The organism is Streptomyces sp. NPDC002054 (assembly GCF_040296685.1).
Classification (GTDB): domain Bacteria; phylum Actinomycetota; class Actinomycetes; order Streptomycetales; family Streptomycetaceae; genus Streptomyces.
On the sequence record NZ_JBEOXT010000029.1, the window covers coordinates 113,337 to 131,926 of the forward strand.

Here is an 18,590-nt window from a genome sequence, read left to right on the forward strand (position 1 = left end):
GGCCGTACGGAGCAGCGCGGCATGCGGCTGCTCCGGCCCGCTGTGAGAGTGCGGGATGTGACCACTGCACCGGGCGGCGTGCGCGCCGCCGCCGGGCCGCCTCCGGTGCTGGACCGGCGCCGGCGCCACATCGTCTTCGGGACGATCATGCTGGGCGTGCTGCTGGCCGCGCTCGACCAGACCATCGTCGGCACCGCTCTGCCAACGATCGTGGCAGAGCTGGGCGGCGCCGCCCATGTGTCCTGGGTGGTCACCTCCTATCTGCTCGCGGAGACCGTGGCCACCGTCCTGGCCGGCAAGTTCGGCGACCTCTTCGGCCGGAAGGTGATCTTCCAGATTTCGGCGGTGGTCTTCATCGTCGGATCGCTGCTGTGCGGACTGGCCGACAACATGACTCTGCTCATCCTGTGGCGGGGCGTCCAGGGGCTCGGCGCCGGCGGCCTCATGGTCACCTCCATGGCACTGATCGCGGACGTGGTGCCGCTGCGCGAGCGCGGGGCGTACCAGGGTGCGATAGGCGCCGTCTTCGGTATCGCCACCGTCATCGGGCCGCTGCTCGGCGGGCTCTTCACCGACCACCTGAGCTGGCGCTGGGCCTTCTATGTCAATGTGCCGCTCGCCATCCTGGTGGTCATCGCCGCCGCCCGGACGATCCCCTCGGTGCGCTCCGCCGCCCGGCCGGTCATCGACTACCTCGGCATCGCACTGGTGACGGTCGGCTCCGGCGCGCTGATCCTCGCCACCAGCTGGGGCGGGAACGAGTACGCCTGGGGCTCCCCGGTGGTCATCGGGCTGTTCACCTGCGGCGCGGTGGCGCTGGCCCTGTTCTGCGTGGTGGAGACCCGGGCCGCCGAACCCATGCTGCCGATGCGGCTGTTCCGCAACCCCGTCTTCACGGTGTGCTCGGTGCTCAGCTTCGTGGTGGGCTTCGCCATGCTCGGCGCGATGATCTTCCTGCCGACCTATCTCCAGTTCGTGGACGGGGATTCGGCCACCGTTTCCGGCGTACGGACCCTCCCGCTGGTCATCGGTCTCCTGCTGGCCTCGGTCTTCAGCGGCAACGTCACCGGCCGCACCGGCCGGTACCGGGTGTTCCCCATCGTCGGCACGCTGGTGATGGGCGTCGGGCTCTACCTGCTGTCCCGGATGGAGTCCGGTACCGCGACCTGGCTGGAATCCCTGTACATGTTCGTGCTCGGCGCCGGGATCGGCCTGACCATGCAGGTGTTGACCATCGCGGTGCAGAACACCGTCGACTACGCCGACCTCGGCACGGCCACCTCGGGAGTGACCTTCTTCCGCACCCTCGGCAGCGCCTTCGGCACCGCCGTCTTCGGCACCCTCTACGCCAACAGCCTGGAACCGGCGCTCCGCGCGGCGGTCGCGGAGGCCGCCCGGGCCACCGGGGCCGACCCGGCCGCACTGGGCACGGCCGCGCAGAGCCCGCGGGGCGTGCACGCCCTGGAACCGGCCGCCGGCGCACCGATCGTCGGAGCCTATGCCCAGGCCCTGCACACGGTGTTCCTGTGGACCGTGCCGGTGGCCGTCCTCGGCTTCGTCGTCGCCCTCTTCCTCAAAGAGGTCAGGCTGCGCGACAGCGCCCGGGCGGGCTCCACGGACATGGGCGACGGCTTCGGCTCGCCGGCCACGGCCTCAGGGGACTCGGCCAAGCTGCTGGAACTCGCGGTCGGCAAACTCGTCCGGACCATGGGTCCGGAGACGGCGCGCGACCTCGTGAACGCCTCCGACACCCGCCTGGACATGGCCGGAGCGTGGGCGGTGATGCAGGTGGACCTGCTGACCCGGACGGTCGGCTACGCCAGCCTCGGGCTGATCGCCGCCCGCCGGTCCGTGCCGCCGGAGGTGCTGCTCCCGGTGTTCGACCGAATGGTCGAGGAGGGCTTCCTCACGCACGAGGGCAGCTACTTCTCGCTCACGGAGGCGGGGCGCCGCGAGGCCGAGGCCATCACCCGGGCCTGGGCGGACTGGCTGGGCGACCGGTTGGAGCGGGACCGGGGACGGCCGCGCAGTACCGAACTGCGGGCGGCGGCGGACGCGATCGCGAAGCGGCTGCTGGCCGAGGACCTGGGGGAGGGCAACTTCGCGCCCCGATCGGGGCTTCGGGGGTAGGTGCCCGCGGGGCGGGCCGGGAACCTTGCGGGCACGCCATTCGTCTGAACCGACGAGTAACAGAGCACATTGCGCATGGGGACGGATCGGGGGATCGGGCATGGCCGTTACGGGTGTCACGCTGGGCGAGGAAATCATGCTGCTGTCGCTGGACGACGAGTCCGGCTCGGCGAAATCGCAGCAGGCGGCCGGCTGGGCGGTCGCGGGCGGCATCCTGCTCGAACTGGTCATGGCGGAGCGGGTGTCGGTGACCGGGAAGTACCTCGGTGTGCTCGACTCCACGCCGACCGGCGAACCGCTGCTCGACGGCCGGCTGGCGCTGCTGGAGACCTGGATGCAGGGCCGCAGCAAGCGCCGGGTCACCGACTGGCTGACCAAGGACCACACCAAGGCCGTCGGGGCGACGGTGCAGCGGCTGAGCGAGCGCGGCCTGGTCACCGAGGAGCGGCACAAGGTGCTGGGACTGTTCCCGGTCCGCCGCTACCCGGAGGCGGACGGCGCCACGGAGCGCGCGCTGCGCGAGCGCCTGACCGCGACCGTACTGGGCAAGGCCGATCCGGACGAGCGTACGGCGGGCCTGATAGCCCTGCTGCACTCGGCCAAGCTGCATGGGCTGGCCTTCCCGGAGCAGCCGCGCAAGGAGGTCACGCAGCGGATGGCGGAGATCGCGGCCGGCGAATGGGCGGCGGAGAGCGTCCGGTTGGCGATCCGGGACATGCAGGCGGCGGTGATCGCGGTCACCGCGGCGACCATTGCAGCCGCGGTGGCGTAGCTCCTCCGGGACAGGGCCTAGGTGGCCGTCGGGTAGTCGTACCCAGGGACGTCGGGCAGGGCCGTGAGGTCCGGGCGCCAGTTGCGCAGGACGCCCGCCGAGGGAGCGTACAGCGCGGCCGGGATGCGGTCCGGGGCGAACCACTCCCAGCAGGCGATCTTGTGCGGCTCGGTGACGGCCGGGGTGCCCTCGGCCGCCTCGGTGACGGCCGCCGCCGTCAGCCGGGTGGTACCCGACTTCGCGTCGATCTGGACGGCGAGGACCCGGACCGAGGCCGGGTCGGCCCGCAGGTCCGTCTCCTCGGCGAGCTCGCGGACCGCGGCCTGCTCGAAGGACTCCCCGGGGTCCACCTTGCCGCCCGGCAGCTCCCAGCGGCCGTCGTGGGCCTGCCCAAGCAGGATCCGCCCGTCGCCGCCGAGCACGATCAGGCCCACTCCGACGACGGCGTTGGGCTGCGGAACGGCCCGCTCGGGGCGTTCGCGCTCCGGGTGCTGGGGTGCGGTGGTCATCGTGGTCCTTCCGTGGACGGGGTGGGCCGGGCCCGCAGGTGCATCCGCTCGCCCTGCGGCCCGAACAGGCTGAGGAACTCCACCGGCTGCGGTCCGGCGTTGAAGAAGGCGTGCGGGGTCCGGGTGTCGAACTCGGCCGCCTCGCCGGCCGTCAGCACCAGATCGTGCTCGCCCAGCAGCAGCCGCAGCCGCCCGGAGAGCACGTACAGCCATTCGTAGCCCTCGTGGACCCGCGGCTCGGGCAGCGGCACCCCGGCCGAGCCGGGACCCGGCTCCGGGGCCGGCGGCATGATCGTCTTGAAGGCGCGCAGCCCGCCGACGCTCCGGGTCAGCGGCACATGGGTGCGGCCGTCCCGGACAAAGGGCTTGGCCCGGATGCGCGGGTCCCCGGTCTCGGGCGCCCCGACCAGTTCGTCCAGGGCCACCCGGTGGGCCTTGGCGAGCGGAAGCAGCAGCTCCAGCGTCGGCTTGCGCTGGCCGGACTCCAGCCGGGAGAGCGTGGAGAGCGAGATTCCGGTGACCTCGCTGAGCTGGGCCAGCGTGGTGCCGCGCGTCCGGCGCAGCTCGCGCAGCCGGGGACCGACGGCGGTGAGCACCTCCGCGAGGTCGGATTCCTCGTCGTTACTCATGATCCCATTTGCTGCTTCGGCAACAGCATTTGTCAAGCGGGCGGTCTCGGCGCAGGCTCACCGGTATGACGCATTCATACCGAGCAGACGAGGCAGTGGCAGCAGCGGACGCCGAGGTCGAGGTGCTGGTGGTGGGAGGCGGGGCCGCCGGGCTCGGCGGGGCTCTGATCCTGGCCCGGGCCCGGCGCTCGGTGCTGGTGCTCGACTCCGGCAGCCCCCGGAACGCCCCCGCCGGGCACATGCACGGCTATCCGGGCTTCGACGGGGCGAACCCGGCCGAGCTGCTCGCCCGCGCGCGGGCCGAGGCGGCGGCGTACGGGGTGCGCTTCGCCGAGGCCGCGGCGATCGCGGCGGACCGGCTGCCGGACGGCGGCTTCCTGGTCCGCTGCGACGACGGCAGCTCGGTCCGGGCCGCCCGGCTGCTGGTCGCCACCGGCCTGGTGGACGTACTGCCCGAGCTGCCGGGCCTGGCCGGACGCTGGGGCCGGGACGTGCTGCACTGCCCGTACTGCCACGGCTGGGAGGTCCGGGACCGGCCCCTGGCGGTCCTGGCCACCGGCCCCGCGGCCGTCCAGCAGGCACAGCTGTGGCGCCAGTGGAGCGACCGGATCACTCTGCTCCGGAACGGCACGCCGCTCACCGGGGAACAGTACGAGGAACTGGCCGCCCGCGGCATCGCCGTGGCGGACGCCGAGGCGACCGGCCTCCGGCTGACGCAGGACGATCGACTGACCGGGGTGGAGCTGGCCGATGGCACGACGGTGGCCTGCGAGGCCCTGGTGGTCGCCCCGCGCTTCGCCGCCCGCGCCGCGGTCCTCAGCAGCCTCGGCCTCCCGCTGACGGAGGTCGTGCGCGACGGCCGGGCCGTCGGCACGGTCGTGGACGCCGACCCGCACACCGGGGCCACCGCGCTGCCGGGGGTCTGGGCGGCCGGCAATGTGACCGCCCCGTTCGAGAAGGTGGTGGGCGCGGCGGCCCAGGGTGTCCGAGCGGCGACGGCCATCAACGCGGACCTGATCGCCGAGGAGATCCGCCGCGCGACCGAGGCGCGTCGCCGAGCGTCGGCGACTCCGGCGGCTCCGTAGCGCGCTCGGTCAGGTGTGCGGGTTTCGGCCAGGGCCGGGCCGTGCAGGATCTCGGACAATCTGTCCGACGATCTGATCGTCATCACAGCCACCGGGGGGCGCCATGACACATGTGCTGGTCATCGGAGGCGGGGTCGGCGGGCTGGCCACCGCACTGATCGCCGCCCGGCACGGGCACACCGCCGAACTGTTCGAGCGGGACACCCGCGCGCCCGGCCGGGCACTGGACCGGGACTTCTTCGGCTGGCGGCGCCCCGCGGTTCCGCAGGCCACCCAGCCGCACGCGCTGCTCGGCGCCGCGCGGAAAGTGTTGCGTACCGAACTGCCCGACGTGTACGAGGAGATGCTGCGGCTCGGCGCCCGCGAGCGGCACGAACTGGACTGGTTCGACGAGCGCCCGCCGGCCCGGCCGGGCGATGAGGACCTTGTCATGCTCCAGGCCCGCCGGATCGTACTGGAGAGCGCGCTGGCGACCGCCCTGCGCGCCGAACCCGGCGTGATCACCCACTACGGGGCTCCGGTCACCGGCCTGTTGACGGTCTCCGGTGGTCAGGCCCCGGGTGGTCAGGCCCCCGGTGGTCAGGTCCCCGGCGTGCAGGTCACCGGGGCGCACGCTAACGGGGTACAGCTCACCGGGGTACGGGTCAATGGCGTGCAGGTCACCGGGGTGCGGACGGCCGACGGCGATCACCCCGGCGACCTGGTGGTCGACTCGGGCGGCCGGCGCGGCGGCACCGAGCGCTGGCTGGCCGCCGCCGGCTGCCGCCCGGCCGTCGTGGAGCGGCACCGCACCGGCCTCGCGTACTTCTGCCGCTGGTACCGGCTGCCGCCCGGGAGGGAGGACGGCCCGCGCCGGCCGTGGGCGGTGACCGGCGGCACCTTCGCCGGCTGTGCGGTCTTCCCCGCCGACAACCGGGTGTTCGCGGTCACCCTGTTCGTGCACACCGCGGACCCGACCCGGTCCGCGCTCCGCGACCCGGTGGTTTTCGAGGCCGCCGCGCGCTCCTTCGCGCCCGGCGCGGCCTGGCTGGAGCTGGGGGCCGAGCCGCTGTCCGAGGTCCACGCCACGGCGAGCCTGGACAACCGGTGGAGCGCCCTGGCCGACGAACACGGGCCGGTGGTCACCGGGTTCGTGCCGGTGGGCGATGCCGTCACGCACACCAACCCGACCCTGGGGCAGGGCATGTCACTCGCGCTGTGGGCGGCCCAGCGGGTCGGCAGGACCGCCCACCAGGACCCGGGGTCGGTGGAGTTCGCCGCCGGCTACCACGCATGGGCGGTCCGCACCCTCAAGCCCTGGTTCGACTTCCAGGTGGTGGCGGACGCGGCGATCGGGGAGCGGTTCGCGACGCAGGTCAGCCGCACCGGCACCGCGCGCGAGGTGGCTGCGCTGTTCGACTGCGCGCTGGACGACCCGGAGGTGATGCGGGCCAGGGCCCGCGTCCGGCACCTGGCCGAACCGCCGGAGCGGGCGTACGCGGACCCCGAGGTCCGGGCCCGGGTCGCCCGCTGGCTGGCCGCCCGCCCGGACTACCGGCCGAATGCGGCGGGCCCGGACCGCAAGGAATGGGAAAACCTCACAGCGGGCTGATCGCACGGACAGGGCCTATACACCGAGCACCTGCGCCAGGTCGTACCGGACGACCTCCTCCAACTGGGCGTACGTACAGCTCTCCGGCGTCCGGTCCGGCCGCCACCGGCGGAACTGGGCGGTGTGCCGGAAACGGTCGCCCTCCATGTGGTCGTACGCCACCTCGCACACCCGCTCGGGGCGCACCGGCACCCACGACAGATCCTTCTTGCCGGTCCAGCGGCTCTGCGCCCCGGGCAGCCGGGCGCTCTCGTGCGCTGCCTCCTCGGCCCAGGCGGCCCACGGGTGGCCCTCGGCCCCGGTCATCCGCAGTGGTTCCAGCTCCTCGACGAGCTCGGCGCGACGCTTCATGGGGAAGGCGGCGCAGACGCCGACGTGCTGCAGGGCGCCGTGGGGGTCGTACAGGCCCAGCAGGAGCGATCCGACAATCGGACCGCTCTTGTGGAAGCGGTAGCCCGCGACGACGGCGTCGGCCGTACGCTCGTGCTTGATCTTGAACATGAGGCGGGCATCGGGCCGGTAGGGGAGATCGAGCGGTTTGGCGATCACCCCGTCCAGCCCGGCGCCCTCGAACCGCTCGAACCACTCCTGCGCCTGCGCGGCGTCGGTGGTGGCGGGCGCCAGATGGACGGGGGGCTGGGCCATGGACAGGGCGCGGACGAGGGCGTCACGGCGGTCGGTCAGCGGGGTGTCGAGCAGTGCCTCGTCGCCGAGCGCGAGCAGATCGAAGGCGACGAAGGAGGCGGGGGTGGTCTCGGCCAGCAGTTTCACCCGGGAGGCGGCCGGATGGATCCGCTCGGTCAACCGGTCGAAGTCGAGCCGCCCGTCGTGCACGATGACGATCTCCCCGTCGACCACGCAACGCTCCGGCAGGTTCGCCCGGAGCGCCTCGACCAGCTCGGGGAAGTACCGGGTCAGGGACTTCCCGGTGCGGCTGCCGATCTCCACCTCCGCGCCGTCGCGGTGCACGATGGCCCGGAAGCCGTCCCATTTGGCCTCGTACTGCATACCCGGCGGGATCCGGGCCACGGACTTGGCGAGCATCGGCTTCACGGGGGGCATCACCGGCAGATCCATATCCCGATTCTGAAGGGATCCCCCCGAATCCGCCCGATACGCTCAAGCATGCGCCAGTATGCGAGTCAGGCCGGTCCGGCCTACCGTGGCCACCATGGGAGCCGGTGCCGGAAAGGCGATCGAGCTGGAGGCGGGCGGGCGGACGGTACGGCTGTCCAGCCCGGACAAGGTCTACTTTCCGGAGCGCGGCCTCACCAAGCTCGACGTGGCCCGGTACTACCTGGCGGTCGCCGACGGCATCACCCGCGCCCTGCGCAACCGGCCCACCACCCTGGAGCGCTACCCGGACGGGGTCGAGGGCGAGTCCTTCTTCCAGAAACGCGCCCCGAAGAACCTCCCGGACTGGATCTCCACCGCCCACATCGCCTTCCCCAGCGGTCGCACCGCCGACGAGATCTGCCCGACCGAACCGGCCGCCGTGCTGTGGGCCGCCAACCTCGGCTGCCTCACCTTCCACCCCTGGCCGGTGCGACGCGAGGACACCGACCACCCCGACGAGCTCCGCATCGACCTGGACCCGCAGCCCGGCACCGACTACCACCAGGCGGTGGTGGCCGCCCACGAGCTGCGCGACCTGCTGGAGGAGCTGGGCCTGCGCGGCTGGCCCAAGACCTCCGGCGGCCGTGGCCTGCACATCTTCGTCCCGATCGAACCGCGCTGGACCTTCACCGAGGTCCGCCGCTGCGCCATCGCGCTGGGCCGGGAACTGGAGCGGCGCATGCCGGGGAAGGTCACCACGGCCTGGTGGAAGGAGGAACGCGGCGAGCGGATCTTCGTGGACTACAACCAGACGGCCCGCGACCGCACCATCGCCTCCGCCTACTCGGTCCGCCCCCGCCCGCACGCCCCGGTGTCGGCCCCGCTGCGCTGGAACGAGATCGACTCCGCCGAACCCCGCGACTTCGACATCGTCACCATGCCGGCCCGCTACGCCGAACTCGGCGACCTCCACGCGGACATGGACCAGCACGCGTTCACCCTCGACGCGGTCCTCGAACTCGCCCACCGCGACGAACACGACCACGGCCTGGGCGACATGCCGTACCCGCCGGACTACCCGAAGATGCCGGGCGAACCCAAACGCGTCCAACCAAGCCGCGCCAAACACGACCCGGAAGAATAGAGGGCGTGACCACCCCACCCCACCACCCTCTCCCGCTCCTCTTCCTGGACATAGACGGCCCGCTCATCCCGTTCGGAGGGACCGATTACCCGACGTACGGGTCCGTCGACTCGTCCAACCCCCTGCTGTCCCGGCTCAACCCCGCATACGGCCCCCAACTGCGGTCGCTGCCCTGCGACCTGGTGTGGGCGACGACCTGGATGTCGGACGCGAACACCTGCATCGCCCCGCTCCTGGGCCTGCCACCCCTTCCGGTGCTGGACCTGGACCACCCGGACCCGTCCCCCAGGGGCCTCCACTGGAAGACCCCAGCCGTGGTGGACTGGGCGGCCGGCCGCCCCTTCGCCTGGGTCGACGACGAAATCACCCCCCAGGACCACACCTGGGTCTCCACCCACCACCCGGCCGAAGCCCTCCTCCTCACCGTCAACCCCCACCGGGGCCTCACCCCGGCAAACTTCACGACCCTCACCACCTGGCTCCGCAACCACCAGCCGTCCTGAACGGGTGTTGATCAGTCGTTGATCGGACGTACATCGGCGATGGTGAGGATCTGCGCATGTCCATGAACACAATCGCTGTGGGGGCAGCTGCCGCTGCCTGGTACGAACTCGCCCTGTGCGCCGAAACCGGCCCCGACTTCTTCTTCCCGGAGCCGGGAACGTCCCTGCGGGACGCGAAGAGGCTGTGCGGTGCGTGCGAGGGGCGGGCGGGCTGCCTGGAGTACGCGCTGGCCAACGACGAGCGCTTCGGCGTCTGGGGCGGCCTGTCCGAACGCGAACGCTCGGCGCTCCGCCCCCGCTAGTGCTGTGACCGCATATGTTCACCGGGGTGGGGTCTGTGCGCTGGACGTGCCGTACTAGCGGTAAAAGGTCCGGCCGACGGCGCCGGAGGAAACGGACCACACCTCGCTGATCAAACCGTTGGTGATCCTCAGGGTGTCGGTCCCGCTCCTGGCGACAGTTCGGGCGTCTTCGTCCGTGACGGAAGCGAGATAGGGGCGGGCGACCAGACCGGTCGGTGCGCCATCGACAAGCGCGAGGTCCACGACTGCCGTGCCCTCGGCCACGAAGCGAAGCCCACGGCGCTCTCGATGCCAGGCCGCGATGATGTCGGCGAGCTGCTGCGGAGTGCGGACATCGTCGAAGGCCTCGGTGCCTGCCTGGGCATAACGCAGGACGAATTCCGGAGCCATGATCTTCTCGGCAAGGTCCAGATCACCGTTCCACATCGCCGTCCACTGGTCGTAGGTGTGGATGCCGAACTGCCGCACATCGTTGTCGCTCATCAAGACCGCCCTCGATCGTTTCGGGTTCGCGAGGTTCGCGACAGTAACAAGAGGGTCTGACAACGGTGTTCGCCTGTCGGGCCCGGCCGACTCCACGAGCTGCCGTGTTGCTTGATCCATGCGGCGAGTGCGGGTCGGCCGCGCCAGCGGATGCGAGCGCCCTCGAGGCGCTGGGTGTCCAGGACCTCGGGGTGGCGGGCGTTGGGCCCCTTGGCCCCCGCCAGTCCCAACCCGGTAAACCTTCGCGGTCACAGCACTAGGTCTGCGTCCCCTTCCCACTCCGCCGCACCAGCCCAACCCGCCGCGCGAGCGCAACATCCCCGGGCCCGTCCCACTCCCGCCCAGCCGGCGCATGGGGCACGACCCGCACGGGATAGTGCCCCCCGACGGGCGACACGACCCCGCCGAAGCGGGGGTCGCCGGCGAACCAGATGCGGTCGGGGTGGGAGTTCTGGGTCTCCGCGAGCGCGACCGGGAAGGGGACGATGCGGAACGTGGGTGCGTAGCCGTTCTGGAATGCGACCACGATCGTGGTGGGGTTGCCGGCTGCTTGCGCTGGGTACCGGCAAAGACACTCGAGCCACGGGTAAGCGCGCAGGACTGCGGCTACCCTCTGCCGCCGGAAGAAGGCGATGGCCACGGCGGGCAGGATCGCCAATCCGGTGACCACGATCGACATGAACGCAATGAGTGCCAGTGGAGCCGGGGCATACGAGATGGCCGTGCACGACACTGCGCCCAGGGCGACTGTGCCGATCAGCCAAACCACGCGACGCATTGCCAGACGCCTGTAGCCGAATGCTGTCGGCGGGTGGTCCCAGGCGGTCTTCGTCATCGGCAGCGTCACAACAACACCTCCAGGATGCGTGAAGGCCGAGGAGGTGGAGGAGTGGGGTCCGCGAACGACACGGTGTAGGCGATGCCTTCGAGCATGGCGGTGTACTCCTCGTGGTGCTCGGTCGACGCGCTGGTCAGGTCGAGGACGAGGACATGGGGACCTTCTCCGTGGGCGAGCGTGATCCGCGCCTGGAAGACAGCGCCCGTGAGTCCGGGTAGGGAGAGGGTTCCGGTAACCAGACAGCAGGGCAGCGAAGATGGCAGGTCGATCGTCTGCCGGATCGACGTGCTCCAGAGGGGCGATCGGGCAATTCCCAGTCCTGTACGGGCGACTGCAACACGGGGATTGCTCGTGCCCATGGGGCGCACGGTCAGCGAGAACAGCGACGCGGACAAGCCGGATGCCTTGTCGGGATGCAGCCCGATGGCCGTGTGGACCACGTGATGCTTGGCGAGGCCTTCCAACTGTTCCATCAGCGTCGAGACCTGGTGTTCCGCCTTGGAGCTGCCCGTCGATGACGTCAACTCTTCCAACTGGGAACGGTGGCCGAGGTGAATGTCGTGGAAGCCAGGGGGCAGCCGAAACCAGATCGGGGCGAAGTCGTGCTTCATCGGACCCTCATCGCAGTCCATGCGTGGGAAGACTTGGCGATGGCCGCAGGTGCGTCCTCCAGAACGCCTCGCGTGCCATCCACCGCGGTGCCGGTTTGATCGACCGTTTCCTGTGCCCAGGGCAAGTAGCCGGCGATGGCCGTTCCCGCTCCGGTGGCCGGAACGGCCACGCTCACGGTATTTCTGGTTTGCGGGGTCGCATTGCGCAAGGCCCAGTGCGTGAGCGGGCTCTCGACCTGGCGAATCGCATTGCCGCTGCTCCACGTCGCTCGCCCGAACGACCCCGCCCCCGCCCCCAGCCCCGACAGCGCGCTCGTCTCCGGCACCGCCATCGCCGCCCGCGTCGCGCCGACGCCTGCCTTCGCGCCCGTCGCCACGGCTGCGACCCCGGGGACCGAGCCGAGGGTGTCGCCCAGGAGGGTGACGCTGCTCTTCCAGAAGTCCGCATCGAACTCGGCCTTTGTGAAGCCGTCCTTCAGGGGCTTGCGGAATTTCGGGTCCGACGCGTGCATGGTCAGTGCCGCCAGGCTCAGGCCGCTGCCCACCAGCATCACCGCCAGTGCCGCCGGCGGGCAGACGAAGGCCAGGCCGGCGCTCACGACGCCCAAGACCGCGGACAGGTTCGACAGGGCGTCGGCGGGGTCCTCGACCACCTCGCGCCAGATCGATTCCAGTACGCCCGGCTCCTTCGGAGCCAGCCGGTCCGTGGCCGAATCCAGTGCGTCCGCCACCCGCCGCGCGTCCGACGCGTGCTGGGCGGCCAGTTCTCTGGCCAGGCGGCGGGCGTCCGCCAGGTGGTCCGGGGTGGTGGCCGAGGCGGCCAGGGAGGCGTAGCGGGTGGCCAGGGTCTGGTGGGCGACCAGGGTGTCGTGCCAGGACGTGAGGCGGCGGGCGGCTTCGGCCAGGGAGTCGTGCGCCGAGCGCAGGTAGCGGGGGAGGTCCTCGGACAGGGCTGCCCGGAACGCCGTGGCCGCCTCGCCCTGCCAGCTCTCGCTCCGCGACACCAGCGCGTCGACCACCCGGGACGCTTCCCCCAGCGAGCCCGCCGACGTGCGCAGCTTCGCCGCCAGCGCGAGGACCGCCGGCGGGGAGCCCGGGGCCGGGTCAAAGCCCAGTGCCTCAGTCACGGGGGGCCGCCTTGGACGCGGCCAGGAACGCCGCGCGGATCGCCGCGTCCAGCACCCCGTACTCCGCCGCGCTGCCCCGTACGCCCTCGCGGACGGTGGTCACCCGCTGGGAGAGCTGCTTCGCGCCGTACGACCAGCGCTCCTGGAACCGGTCGCACGCCGCGTCCAGCTCCGCCGTGCCCAGCTGGTCCGGCCGGATCCGGTCAAGGGCCCGGCGGGCGTCTCTCAGGGCGGTCAGAGAGGCGTCCAGGGACTGGGTGAAGCGCGTCAGCTGGTCGAGGTCCGCCCGGAGGAAGGTCATGACGGTGAAGCCTGGCAGAGCATCGCTCTGCCAGGGCAATCGCCGTCACTCGCAGGGGGGACCGGGAATCGGCCCAACCTGGTTTGTGCCTGCTTGTGCCTGCGCTGGCGCCTGCGCCTTGCGTCAGGCCTTGCGGGCCGCGATGCGGGCCGCTCGCGCAGCCAGCTTCTCGTCGAGCTTGCGCGCCTCCGCGTCCAGGCCGTTCATGAACAGCCCGAGCTCGTCCTGGGCCTGCTGGCCCTCGGGGCCGAGGCCGTCGATGTCCATGACCTTCAGGAAGCGGAGGACCGGGCTCAGCACGTCGTCGTGGTGGATCCGCAGGTTGTAGACCCCGCCGATGGCCATCTGCGCGGCCATCCGCTCGAAGCCGGGCATGCCGTGTCCCGGCATTCGGAAGTTGACGACCACGTCGCGCACGGCCTGCATGGTGAGGTCGGGAGCGAGCTCGAAGGCCGCCCCGAGCAGGTTGCGGTAGAAGATCATGTGCAGGTTCTCGTCGGCCGCGATGCGCGCGAGCATGCGGTCGCACACCGGGTCGCCGGACTGGTGGCCGGTGTTGCGGTGCGAGATGCGGGTGGCGAGCTCCTGGAAGGCCACGTACGCGACCGAGTGCAGCATCGAGTGCCGGTTGTCGGACTCGAAGCCCTCCGACATGTGCTGCATCCGGAACGCTTCCAGCTTGTCCGGGTCCACGGCGCGCGAGGCCAGCAGGTAGTCGCGCATCACGATGCCGTGCCGGCCTTCCTCCGCGGTCCACCGGTGCACCCAGGTGCCCCAGGCGCCGTTGCGGCCGAAGAGGGTGGCGATCTCGTGGTGGTAGCTGGGCAGGTTGTCCTCGGTGAGGAGGTTCACCACCAGCGCGATCTTGCCGATGTCGGTCACCTTGGACTGGCTGGGGACCCAGGCCTCCCCGTCCTCGAAGAATCCGGGGAAGTTACGGCCGTCGCTCCACGGCACGTACTCGTGCGGCATCCAGTCTTTGGTGATCTTCAGATGGCGGTTGAGCTCCTTCTCAACCACCTCTTCCAGCGCGTACAGCAGCTTGGCGTCGGTCCACGCCTCCGAGCTGCCGAGGTGGTGAGAGGTGATCGTCACGGGTGCTCCTGGGGGGACAAGCGAATACCTACGGTTCCGTAGCCTACGAACCCGTAGGTTAAGCCTGGCGTGAAGACCAGCCAAGCCCGGACATGCGCCATGCCCCGTTACATCCGGTTATGTATGCAGGTGGGGGGCCGTCGGTAGTGGCGAAATTGAGACACGTCCGGACGGCCCCTTCAGGCCGGAGGCGCTCAGCCGAGCAGGTGGTCCGCCTCGATCGAGTCCGTTACGTATGCGGCGGACTTCGGCGTGCCGATGTGGGCGTTTCCGCCGGTGTCCAGGTCGCGCTACGGTCGGTGGTGAAAGTCTCACGTGGGGTGACCCTGTGGTCCTGTGTGCCCCCCGAAAATGGAGCAGCGCACTCCTCGCCCGAGATGGGCGAGGAGTGCGCTGAGTGCCGGAGCCGGCGCAGCCGCCGCCGTCGAGGCGGTCGGTCGGCGGGGAGTGGCGGCCTGGTTAGTCGTGCCACATGGCTTCCCGTACCTCCTCCGCCGTGGTCGGTCGCAGCTCGCCGTCGAGCAGGAGCCAGCGCGTGATGCCGATCGACTCCAGGAACGGCACGTCGTGACTGGCCACCACGAGCGCCCCCTCGTACGACTCCAGCGCATCCGTCAGCTGCCGCACGCTCGCCAGATCCAGGTTGTTCGTCGGCTCGTCCAGCATCAGCAGCTGTGGAGCCGGCTCCGCCAGCAGCAGTGCCGCCAGCGCCGCGCGGAACCGTTCGCCGCCGGACAGGGTGCCCGCCGGCTGGTCCGCCCGCGCGCCCCGGAGCAGGAAGTGCGCCAGGCGCGCCCTGATCCGGTTGTTGGTGGCCTCCGGCGCGAACCGCGCCACGTTCTCCACCACCGACAGCCCGTCGTCCAGCACGTCCAGCCGCTGCGGCAGGAACCGCGCCGGCACGTGGGCGACCGCCTCCCCGGAAGCCGCCGGGAGCAGCCCCGCGATCGTGCGCAGCAGAGTGGTCTTGCCCGATCCGTTCCGGCCGACCAGGGCGATCCGCTCCGGTCCGCGCAGGTCCAGCTCACCGGGGACGGCCGGTACGCCGCCCCCGTGCGCGAGCGCCAGGCCGCGCAGGGTCAGGACGTTCCGCCCCGCCGGTACCCGGGTGGCCGGCAGTTTGATCCGGATCTCGTCGTCGTCCCGGACCGCCTCCACGGCCTGGTCGAGCCGCTCCCGGGCCTCGGCCAGCTTCTCGGTGTGCATGATGCGGTGCTTGCCGGCCGACTCCTGGGCGGCCCGCTTGCGCGCACCCATCACGATCTTGGGCTCGCGCTTGTTCTCGTACATCTTCTGGCCGTAGCGCTTCCGCCGGGCCAACTTGACTTGAGCGTCGGCCAGTTCGCGCTTCTGCCGCTGTACGTCGGCCTCCGCGACCCGGACCATCCGCTCGGCCGTCTCCTGCTCGGCCGCGACGATCTCCTCGTACGCCGTGAAGTTCCCGCCGTACCAGCGGACCTCACCCTCGCGCAGCTCGGCGATCTGGTCGACCCGTTCCAGCAGCTCACGGTCGTGGCTGACCACGACCATCACCCCGGACCAGGACTCCACGGCGTCGTACAGCCGCCGCCGGGCCCGCAGGTCCAGGTTGTTGGTCGGTTCGTCGAGCAGCAGGACGTCGGGACGGGCGAGGAGCAGGGAGGCGAGCCGCAGCAGCACGGACTCGCCGCCGGAGAGGTCGCCGACCGTGCGGTCGAGACCGATCCGGCCCAGGCCCAGCCGGTCGAGGGTGGCGTGGGCGCGTTCTTCCACGTCCCAGTCGTCGCCGACGGCCGTGAAGTTCTCCACGGTCGCTTCGCCCGCCTCGATGGCGTGCAGGGCGGCCCGGGTGGCCGCGATGCCCAGGACCTCGTCCACCCGCAGTGTGGTGTCGAGGATGATGCCCTGGGGGAGGTGGCCGATGGTGCCGGCCGCCGAGATCTGGCCGTCGGAGGGCTGGAGTTCACCGGCGACGAGTTTCAACAGGGTGGACTTTCCACAGCCGTTGAGACCGATCAGACCGGTGCGGCCGGGGCCGATGGCGAGATCGAGGTCCTCGAAGACGGGGGTCCCGTCGGGCCAGTCGAAGGCGAGGCGGGAGCAGGTGACAAAAGCGGGGGCATGGGCATGGCTCATGGAGGCCTCCAGGTTGCGTGAATGGTGAGCTGCAACGTGGGGAGACACCGCGGGTGGAGATGGGGATGGTGGGTGTCTCGAACCTCAGACGAACAATGTCCTGCTCCGATCGACGGCAGTGGGGCGTCTTCGAAGCTACGGGCGGCCGGGGGTGCTCGCAAAGGGTTTTACGGGTGGTGGGGGTGAGTGGGGGTGGGCGCGAGTGGGTGGGGGTGGGTGTGCGGGTGGGGTGGGTGCGGGTGGGTGGTCAGCAGGAGTCGCGCATCAGCTCGGCCAGGCTGTGGTCCACGTCGAGGTAGAGGTGCTCGAGGCCGGGCGGGACCACCGAACAGGACCGGTCCAGGAAGTGCCGCAGCTCGGCGCTGGCCAGCAGGACGATCGCGACGCCCTCGGGCGCGTGGAACTCGATCACGGTGCGCCCCGCTCCGTACGGCCGCACGCGCACGTCCCCGTGTCCGGACGGACGGTGCAGACCCGCTTCCAGGAGTTCGCGGGCGAAGGTCCACGACACCTCGACCCCTTCCAGGGTCGCGGGGGCGGGGAAAGCCATGCGCATGGCGAAGGGATCCGACCGGTCGTAGCAGAGAGTGACAGCAACGGTCTCGACCTTCGGCGCCGTGGCGACCAGTCGGGCCTCTACGGCCTGCTCGATAACGGTGATCAAGGCTCGCTCCCTTGCTACGGATCGGGTTGCGGGCTGGGGTGGGGCCCGGCATCGGGATAGACGCTGGATCGGCCGGATCCGTGCAGGAGAAGATGAGTGACCTGTGTCACCGAATGGCCGGATCCTGACTGTGTGATCGCACAGAGTGATCGGCGGGGGTGGGGTGGCGGTTGCGAGGGAAGGGTGCGGCGGGCGCGGGGGGTGGCTGTCGTGGGCTTCCCGGTGGTCGCATTACGGCTGATTCGCGCTCACTCCACAGGCCCAAGGCGGCGCCCTCGATCCCCATTTGGGTGCACGGGGAGGCACCCTGGACGGCGATCTCAGGGTGCGTTAGCTTCCGGCGCCATGAGACGTTTCGGAGTTGGGTTTGGGGTTGGCATGTGCGCGGCAATGCTGGCGCTCGGGCTGTCGGCGGCACCTGCGCAGGGGCAGGCGCAGGTGCAGGGGCGTGATGGTGGCTTTGGTGGCTTTCCCGGTGTCGGGTGGGCTGTGAAGGACACCGGTACGGATGCCCGCTTCCGCGGACTGGCGGCGGTGAGCCGCACCACGGCCTGGGTGTCCGGCTCGAAGGGCACCGTGCTGCGCACGGTGGACGGCGGTCGCAGCTGGCGGAACGTATCGCCGCCGGCCGCGGCGGGGCTGGAACTCCGCGACATCGAGGCGTTCGACGCGCGGAGGGCGGTCGCCCTCTCCATCGGTGAGGGCGAGGACTCGCGGATCTTCCGTACGGAGGACGGGGGCGCGAGCTGGACCGAGGCCTTCCGCAACCCCGACCCGCGGGCCTTCTACGACTGCCTGACCTTCTTCGACCAGCGGCACGGACTCGCGATGAGCGATCCCGTGGACGGCAAGTTCCGGATCCTGTCGACGGACGACGGAGGCCGCAGCTGGCGGGTGCTGCCGAATGCCGGTATGCCGGATGCTCTGCCAGGCGAGGCGGGATTTGCGGCGAGCGGCCAGTGCCTGGTGAGTGCCGGGCCGCGGGACGTGTGGCTCGCCACCGGGGGCGGCGCGGTCGCCCGGATCATGCACTCGGGCGACCGGGGTCTGACGTGGACGGTGACCGACGCGCCGGTGCCGGGCGGGGAGTCGGCTCGAGGGGTGTTCGGACTGGCGTTCCGCGATCGCGCACACGGTCTCGCGGTGGGCGGCGACTACCGTACGGGCCAACCGTCGCCGCAGGCTGCGGCGGTCTCGGCGGACGGCGGCCGGACCTGGCGGCCGTCGACAGCGGCCCCGGCGGCCTACCGCTCCGGGGTGGCCTGGATACCGCTGCTCCCCTCGGCCGCACTGGCGGTGGGCCCGACGGGCACGGACGTGACCTGGGATGGTGGGGCGACGTGGCGGTCGCTGGATGCTGGGTCGTTCGACACTGTTGACTGCGCGGGCTTGGCGGCGTGTTGGGCGGCGGGGGAGAGGGGGCGGGTGGGGAGGTTGGAGGGGAGTTGAGGGTGGGGCGGGTCGGGGGTAGGGGGTTTTCTGCCGGGCGGGATCAGGTGGTGTCCGGGGGCTGCCCGTCAGTCCCAGTGTCGTTCCGGTGCGGCCGTCGGCCTCAAGGGCGCTCCTTCGTCGCGTCGCTTCGCGATTCCGCTTCGCTCCACCCTTGACCCCGCCGTCCGCCCCGGAAAGACAAGG

Annotated in this window: 19 protein-coding genes; 8 read left to right on the forward strand and 11 right to left on the reverse strand. The window is 71.2% G+C overall.

Going from position 1 to position 18,590, the window contains the following annotated elements; genetic code table 11:
* Positions 1 to 21: 21 nt before the first annotated feature.
* Together ABT123_RS25355 and ABT123_RS25360 are read left to right on the forward strand one after the other, a co-directional pair.
* Positions 22 to 2,130: a DHA2 family efflux MFS transporter permease subunit gene (locus tag ABT123_RS25355; RefSeq protein ID WP_351318607.1), complete on the forward strand. Its 2,109-nt coding sequence runs from the start codon at positions 22 to 24 to the stop codon at positions 2,128 to 2,130.
* Between the two features lie 100 nt (positions 2,131 to 2,230).
* Positions 2,231 to 2,902 (forward strand): GOLPH3/VPS74 family protein, encoded by a 672-nt coding sequence (locus ABT123_RS25360; protein ID WP_351318609.1) that lies wholly within the window; start codon positions 2,231 to 2,233, stop codon positions 2,900 to 2,902.
* A 17-nt stretch (positions 2,903 to 2,919) separates the two neighbouring features.
* Here the strand turns inward: ABT123_RS25360 and ABT123_RS25365 are convergent, their stop codons facing one another.
* Together ABT123_RS25365 and ABT123_RS25370 are read right to left on the reverse strand one after the other, a co-directional pair.
* Entirely contained in the window at positions 2,920 to 3,411 is a 492-nt protein-coding gene (locus ABT123_RS25365) for a nucleotide triphosphate diphosphatase NUDT15 (RefSeq protein ID WP_351318611.1), read from the reverse strand.
* On the reverse strand, positions 3,408 to 4,040 hold the full coding sequence (locus ABT123_RS25370) for a cupin domain-containing protein (RefSeq protein WP_351318613.1): 633 nt from the start codon (positions 4,038 to 4,040) through the stop codon (positions 3,408 to 3,410). Before ABT123_RS25370 ends, ABT123_RS25365 begins: the two co-directional genes overlap by 4 nt.
* A 65-nt stretch (positions 4,041 to 4,105) precedes the next feature.
* Between ABT123_RS25370 and ABT123_RS25375 the strand changes: the two genes are divergently transcribed.
* On the forward strand, positions 4,106 to 5,125 hold the full coding sequence (locus ABT123_RS25375) for an NAD(P)/FAD-dependent oxidoreductase (RefSeq protein WP_351318615.1): 1,020 nt from the start codon (positions 4,106 to 4,108) through the stop codon (positions 5,123 to 5,125).
* Between the two features lie 103 nt (positions 5,126 to 5,228).
* Entirely contained in the window at positions 5,229 to 6,716 is a 1,488-nt protein-coding gene (locus tag ABT123_RS25380; RefSeq protein WP_351318617.1) for an NAD(P)/FAD-dependent oxidoreductase, read from the forward strand.
* Positions 6,717 to 6,731: 15 nt separating this feature from the next.
* Here ABT123_RS25380 and ABT123_RS25385 read toward each other — a convergent pair whose 3' ends face one another.
* Positions 6,732 to 7,793, reverse strand: coding sequence for an ATP-dependent DNA ligase (locus ABT123_RS25385; RefSeq protein WP_351318619.1), 1,062 nt, complete (start codon positions 7,791 to 7,793; stop codon positions 6,732 to 6,734).
* Between the two features lie 94 nt (positions 7,794 to 7,887).
* Between ABT123_RS25385 and ligD the strand changes: the two genes are divergently transcribed.
* Genes ligD through ABT123_RS25400 form a run of 3 tightly spaced genes read left to right on the forward strand, consistent with a single transcriptional unit; the run spans position 7,888 to position 9,721 of the window.
* Positions 7,888 to 8,916, forward strand: a complete 1,029-nt coding sequence (gene ligD / locus ABT123_RS25390; RefSeq protein WP_351318621.1) for a non-homologous end-joining DNA ligase — start codon at positions 7,888 to 7,890, stop codon at positions 8,914 to 8,916.
* A 5-nt stretch (positions 8,917 to 8,921) separates the two neighbouring features.
* Positions 8,922 to 9,419, forward strand: coding sequence for an HAD domain-containing protein (locus tag ABT123_RS25395; protein ID WP_351318623.1), 498 nt, complete (start codon positions 8,922 to 8,924; stop codon positions 9,417 to 9,419).
* A gap of 56 nt (positions 9,420 to 9,475) precedes the next feature.
* Positions 9,476 to 9,721, forward strand: coding sequence for a WhiB family transcriptional regulator (locus ABT123_RS25400; protein WP_351318625.1), 246 nt, complete (start codon positions 9,476 to 9,478; stop codon positions 9,719 to 9,721).
* Positions 9,722 to 9,775: 54 nt separating this feature from the next.
* Here the strand turns inward: ABT123_RS25400 and ABT123_RS25405 are convergent, their stop codons facing one another.
* The 8 genes from ABT123_RS25405 to ssgD all read right to left on the reverse strand — a co-directional run bounded on the left by ABT123_RS25405 (position 9,776) and on the right by ssgD (position 16,955).
* Positions 9,776 to 10,204, reverse strand: coding sequence for a hypothetical protein (locus ABT123_RS25405; RefSeq protein ID WP_351318627.1), 429 nt, complete (start codon positions 10,202 to 10,204; stop codon positions 9,776 to 9,778).
* Between the two features lie 256 nt (positions 10,205 to 10,460).
* Complete coding sequence (locus ABT123_RS25410; protein ID WP_351318629.1) at positions 10,461 to 11,051, reverse strand: hypothetical protein; 591 nt, start codon at positions 11,049 to 11,051, stop codon at positions 10,461 to 10,463.
* Positions 11,048 to 11,653, reverse strand: a complete 606-nt coding sequence (locus ABT123_RS25415) for a hypothetical protein (protein WP_351318631.1) — start codon at positions 11,651 to 11,653, stop codon at positions 11,048 to 11,050. The genes ABT123_RS25410 and ABT123_RS25415 overlap by 4 nt, the downstream gene beginning before the upstream one ends.
* A complete protein-coding gene (locus tag ABT123_RS25420) occupies positions 11,650 to 12,780 on the reverse strand; it encodes a hypothetical protein (RefSeq protein ID WP_351318633.1) in 1,131 nt (376 codons plus the stop codon). Before ABT123_RS25420 ends, ABT123_RS25415 begins: the two co-directional genes overlap by 4 nt.
* Positions 12,773 to 13,081 (reverse strand): DUF6317 family protein, encoded by a 309-nt coding sequence (locus tag ABT123_RS25425; RefSeq protein WP_351318635.1) that lies wholly within the window; start codon positions 13,079 to 13,081, stop codon positions 12,773 to 12,775. Before ABT123_RS25425 ends, ABT123_RS25420 begins: the two co-directional genes overlap by 8 nt.
* Positions 13,082 to 13,204: 123 nt before the next feature.
* A complete protein-coding gene (locus ABT123_RS25430; protein WP_351318637.1) occupies positions 13,205 to 14,176 on the reverse strand; it encodes an acyl-ACP desaturase in 972 nt (323 codons plus the stop codon).
* Positions 14,177 to 14,635: 459 nt separating this feature from the next.
* A complete protein-coding gene (locus ABT123_RS25435; protein WP_351318639.1) occupies positions 14,636 to 16,291 on the reverse strand; it encodes an ABC-F family ATP-binding cassette domain-containing protein in 1,656 nt (551 codons plus the stop codon).
* Positions 16,292 to 16,538: 247 nt separating this feature from the next.
* Positions 16,539 to 16,955: a spore wall synthesis regulator SsgD gene (gene ssgD, locus ABT123_RS25440; protein WP_351318641.1), complete on the reverse strand. Its 417-nt coding sequence runs from the start codon at positions 16,953 to 16,955 to the stop codon at positions 16,539 to 16,541.
* Positions 16,956 to 17,300: 345 nt separating this feature from the next.
* On the opposite strand from ssgD, the gene ABT123_RS25445 reads away from it, so the two are divergent.
* Positions 17,301 to 18,404 (forward strand): WD40/YVTN/BNR-like repeat-containing protein, encoded by a 1,104-nt coding sequence (locus ABT123_RS25445; RefSeq protein WP_351318644.1) that lies wholly within the window; start codon positions 17,301 to 17,303, stop codon positions 18,402 to 18,404.
* Positions 18,405 to 18,590 lie beyond the last annotated feature (186 nt).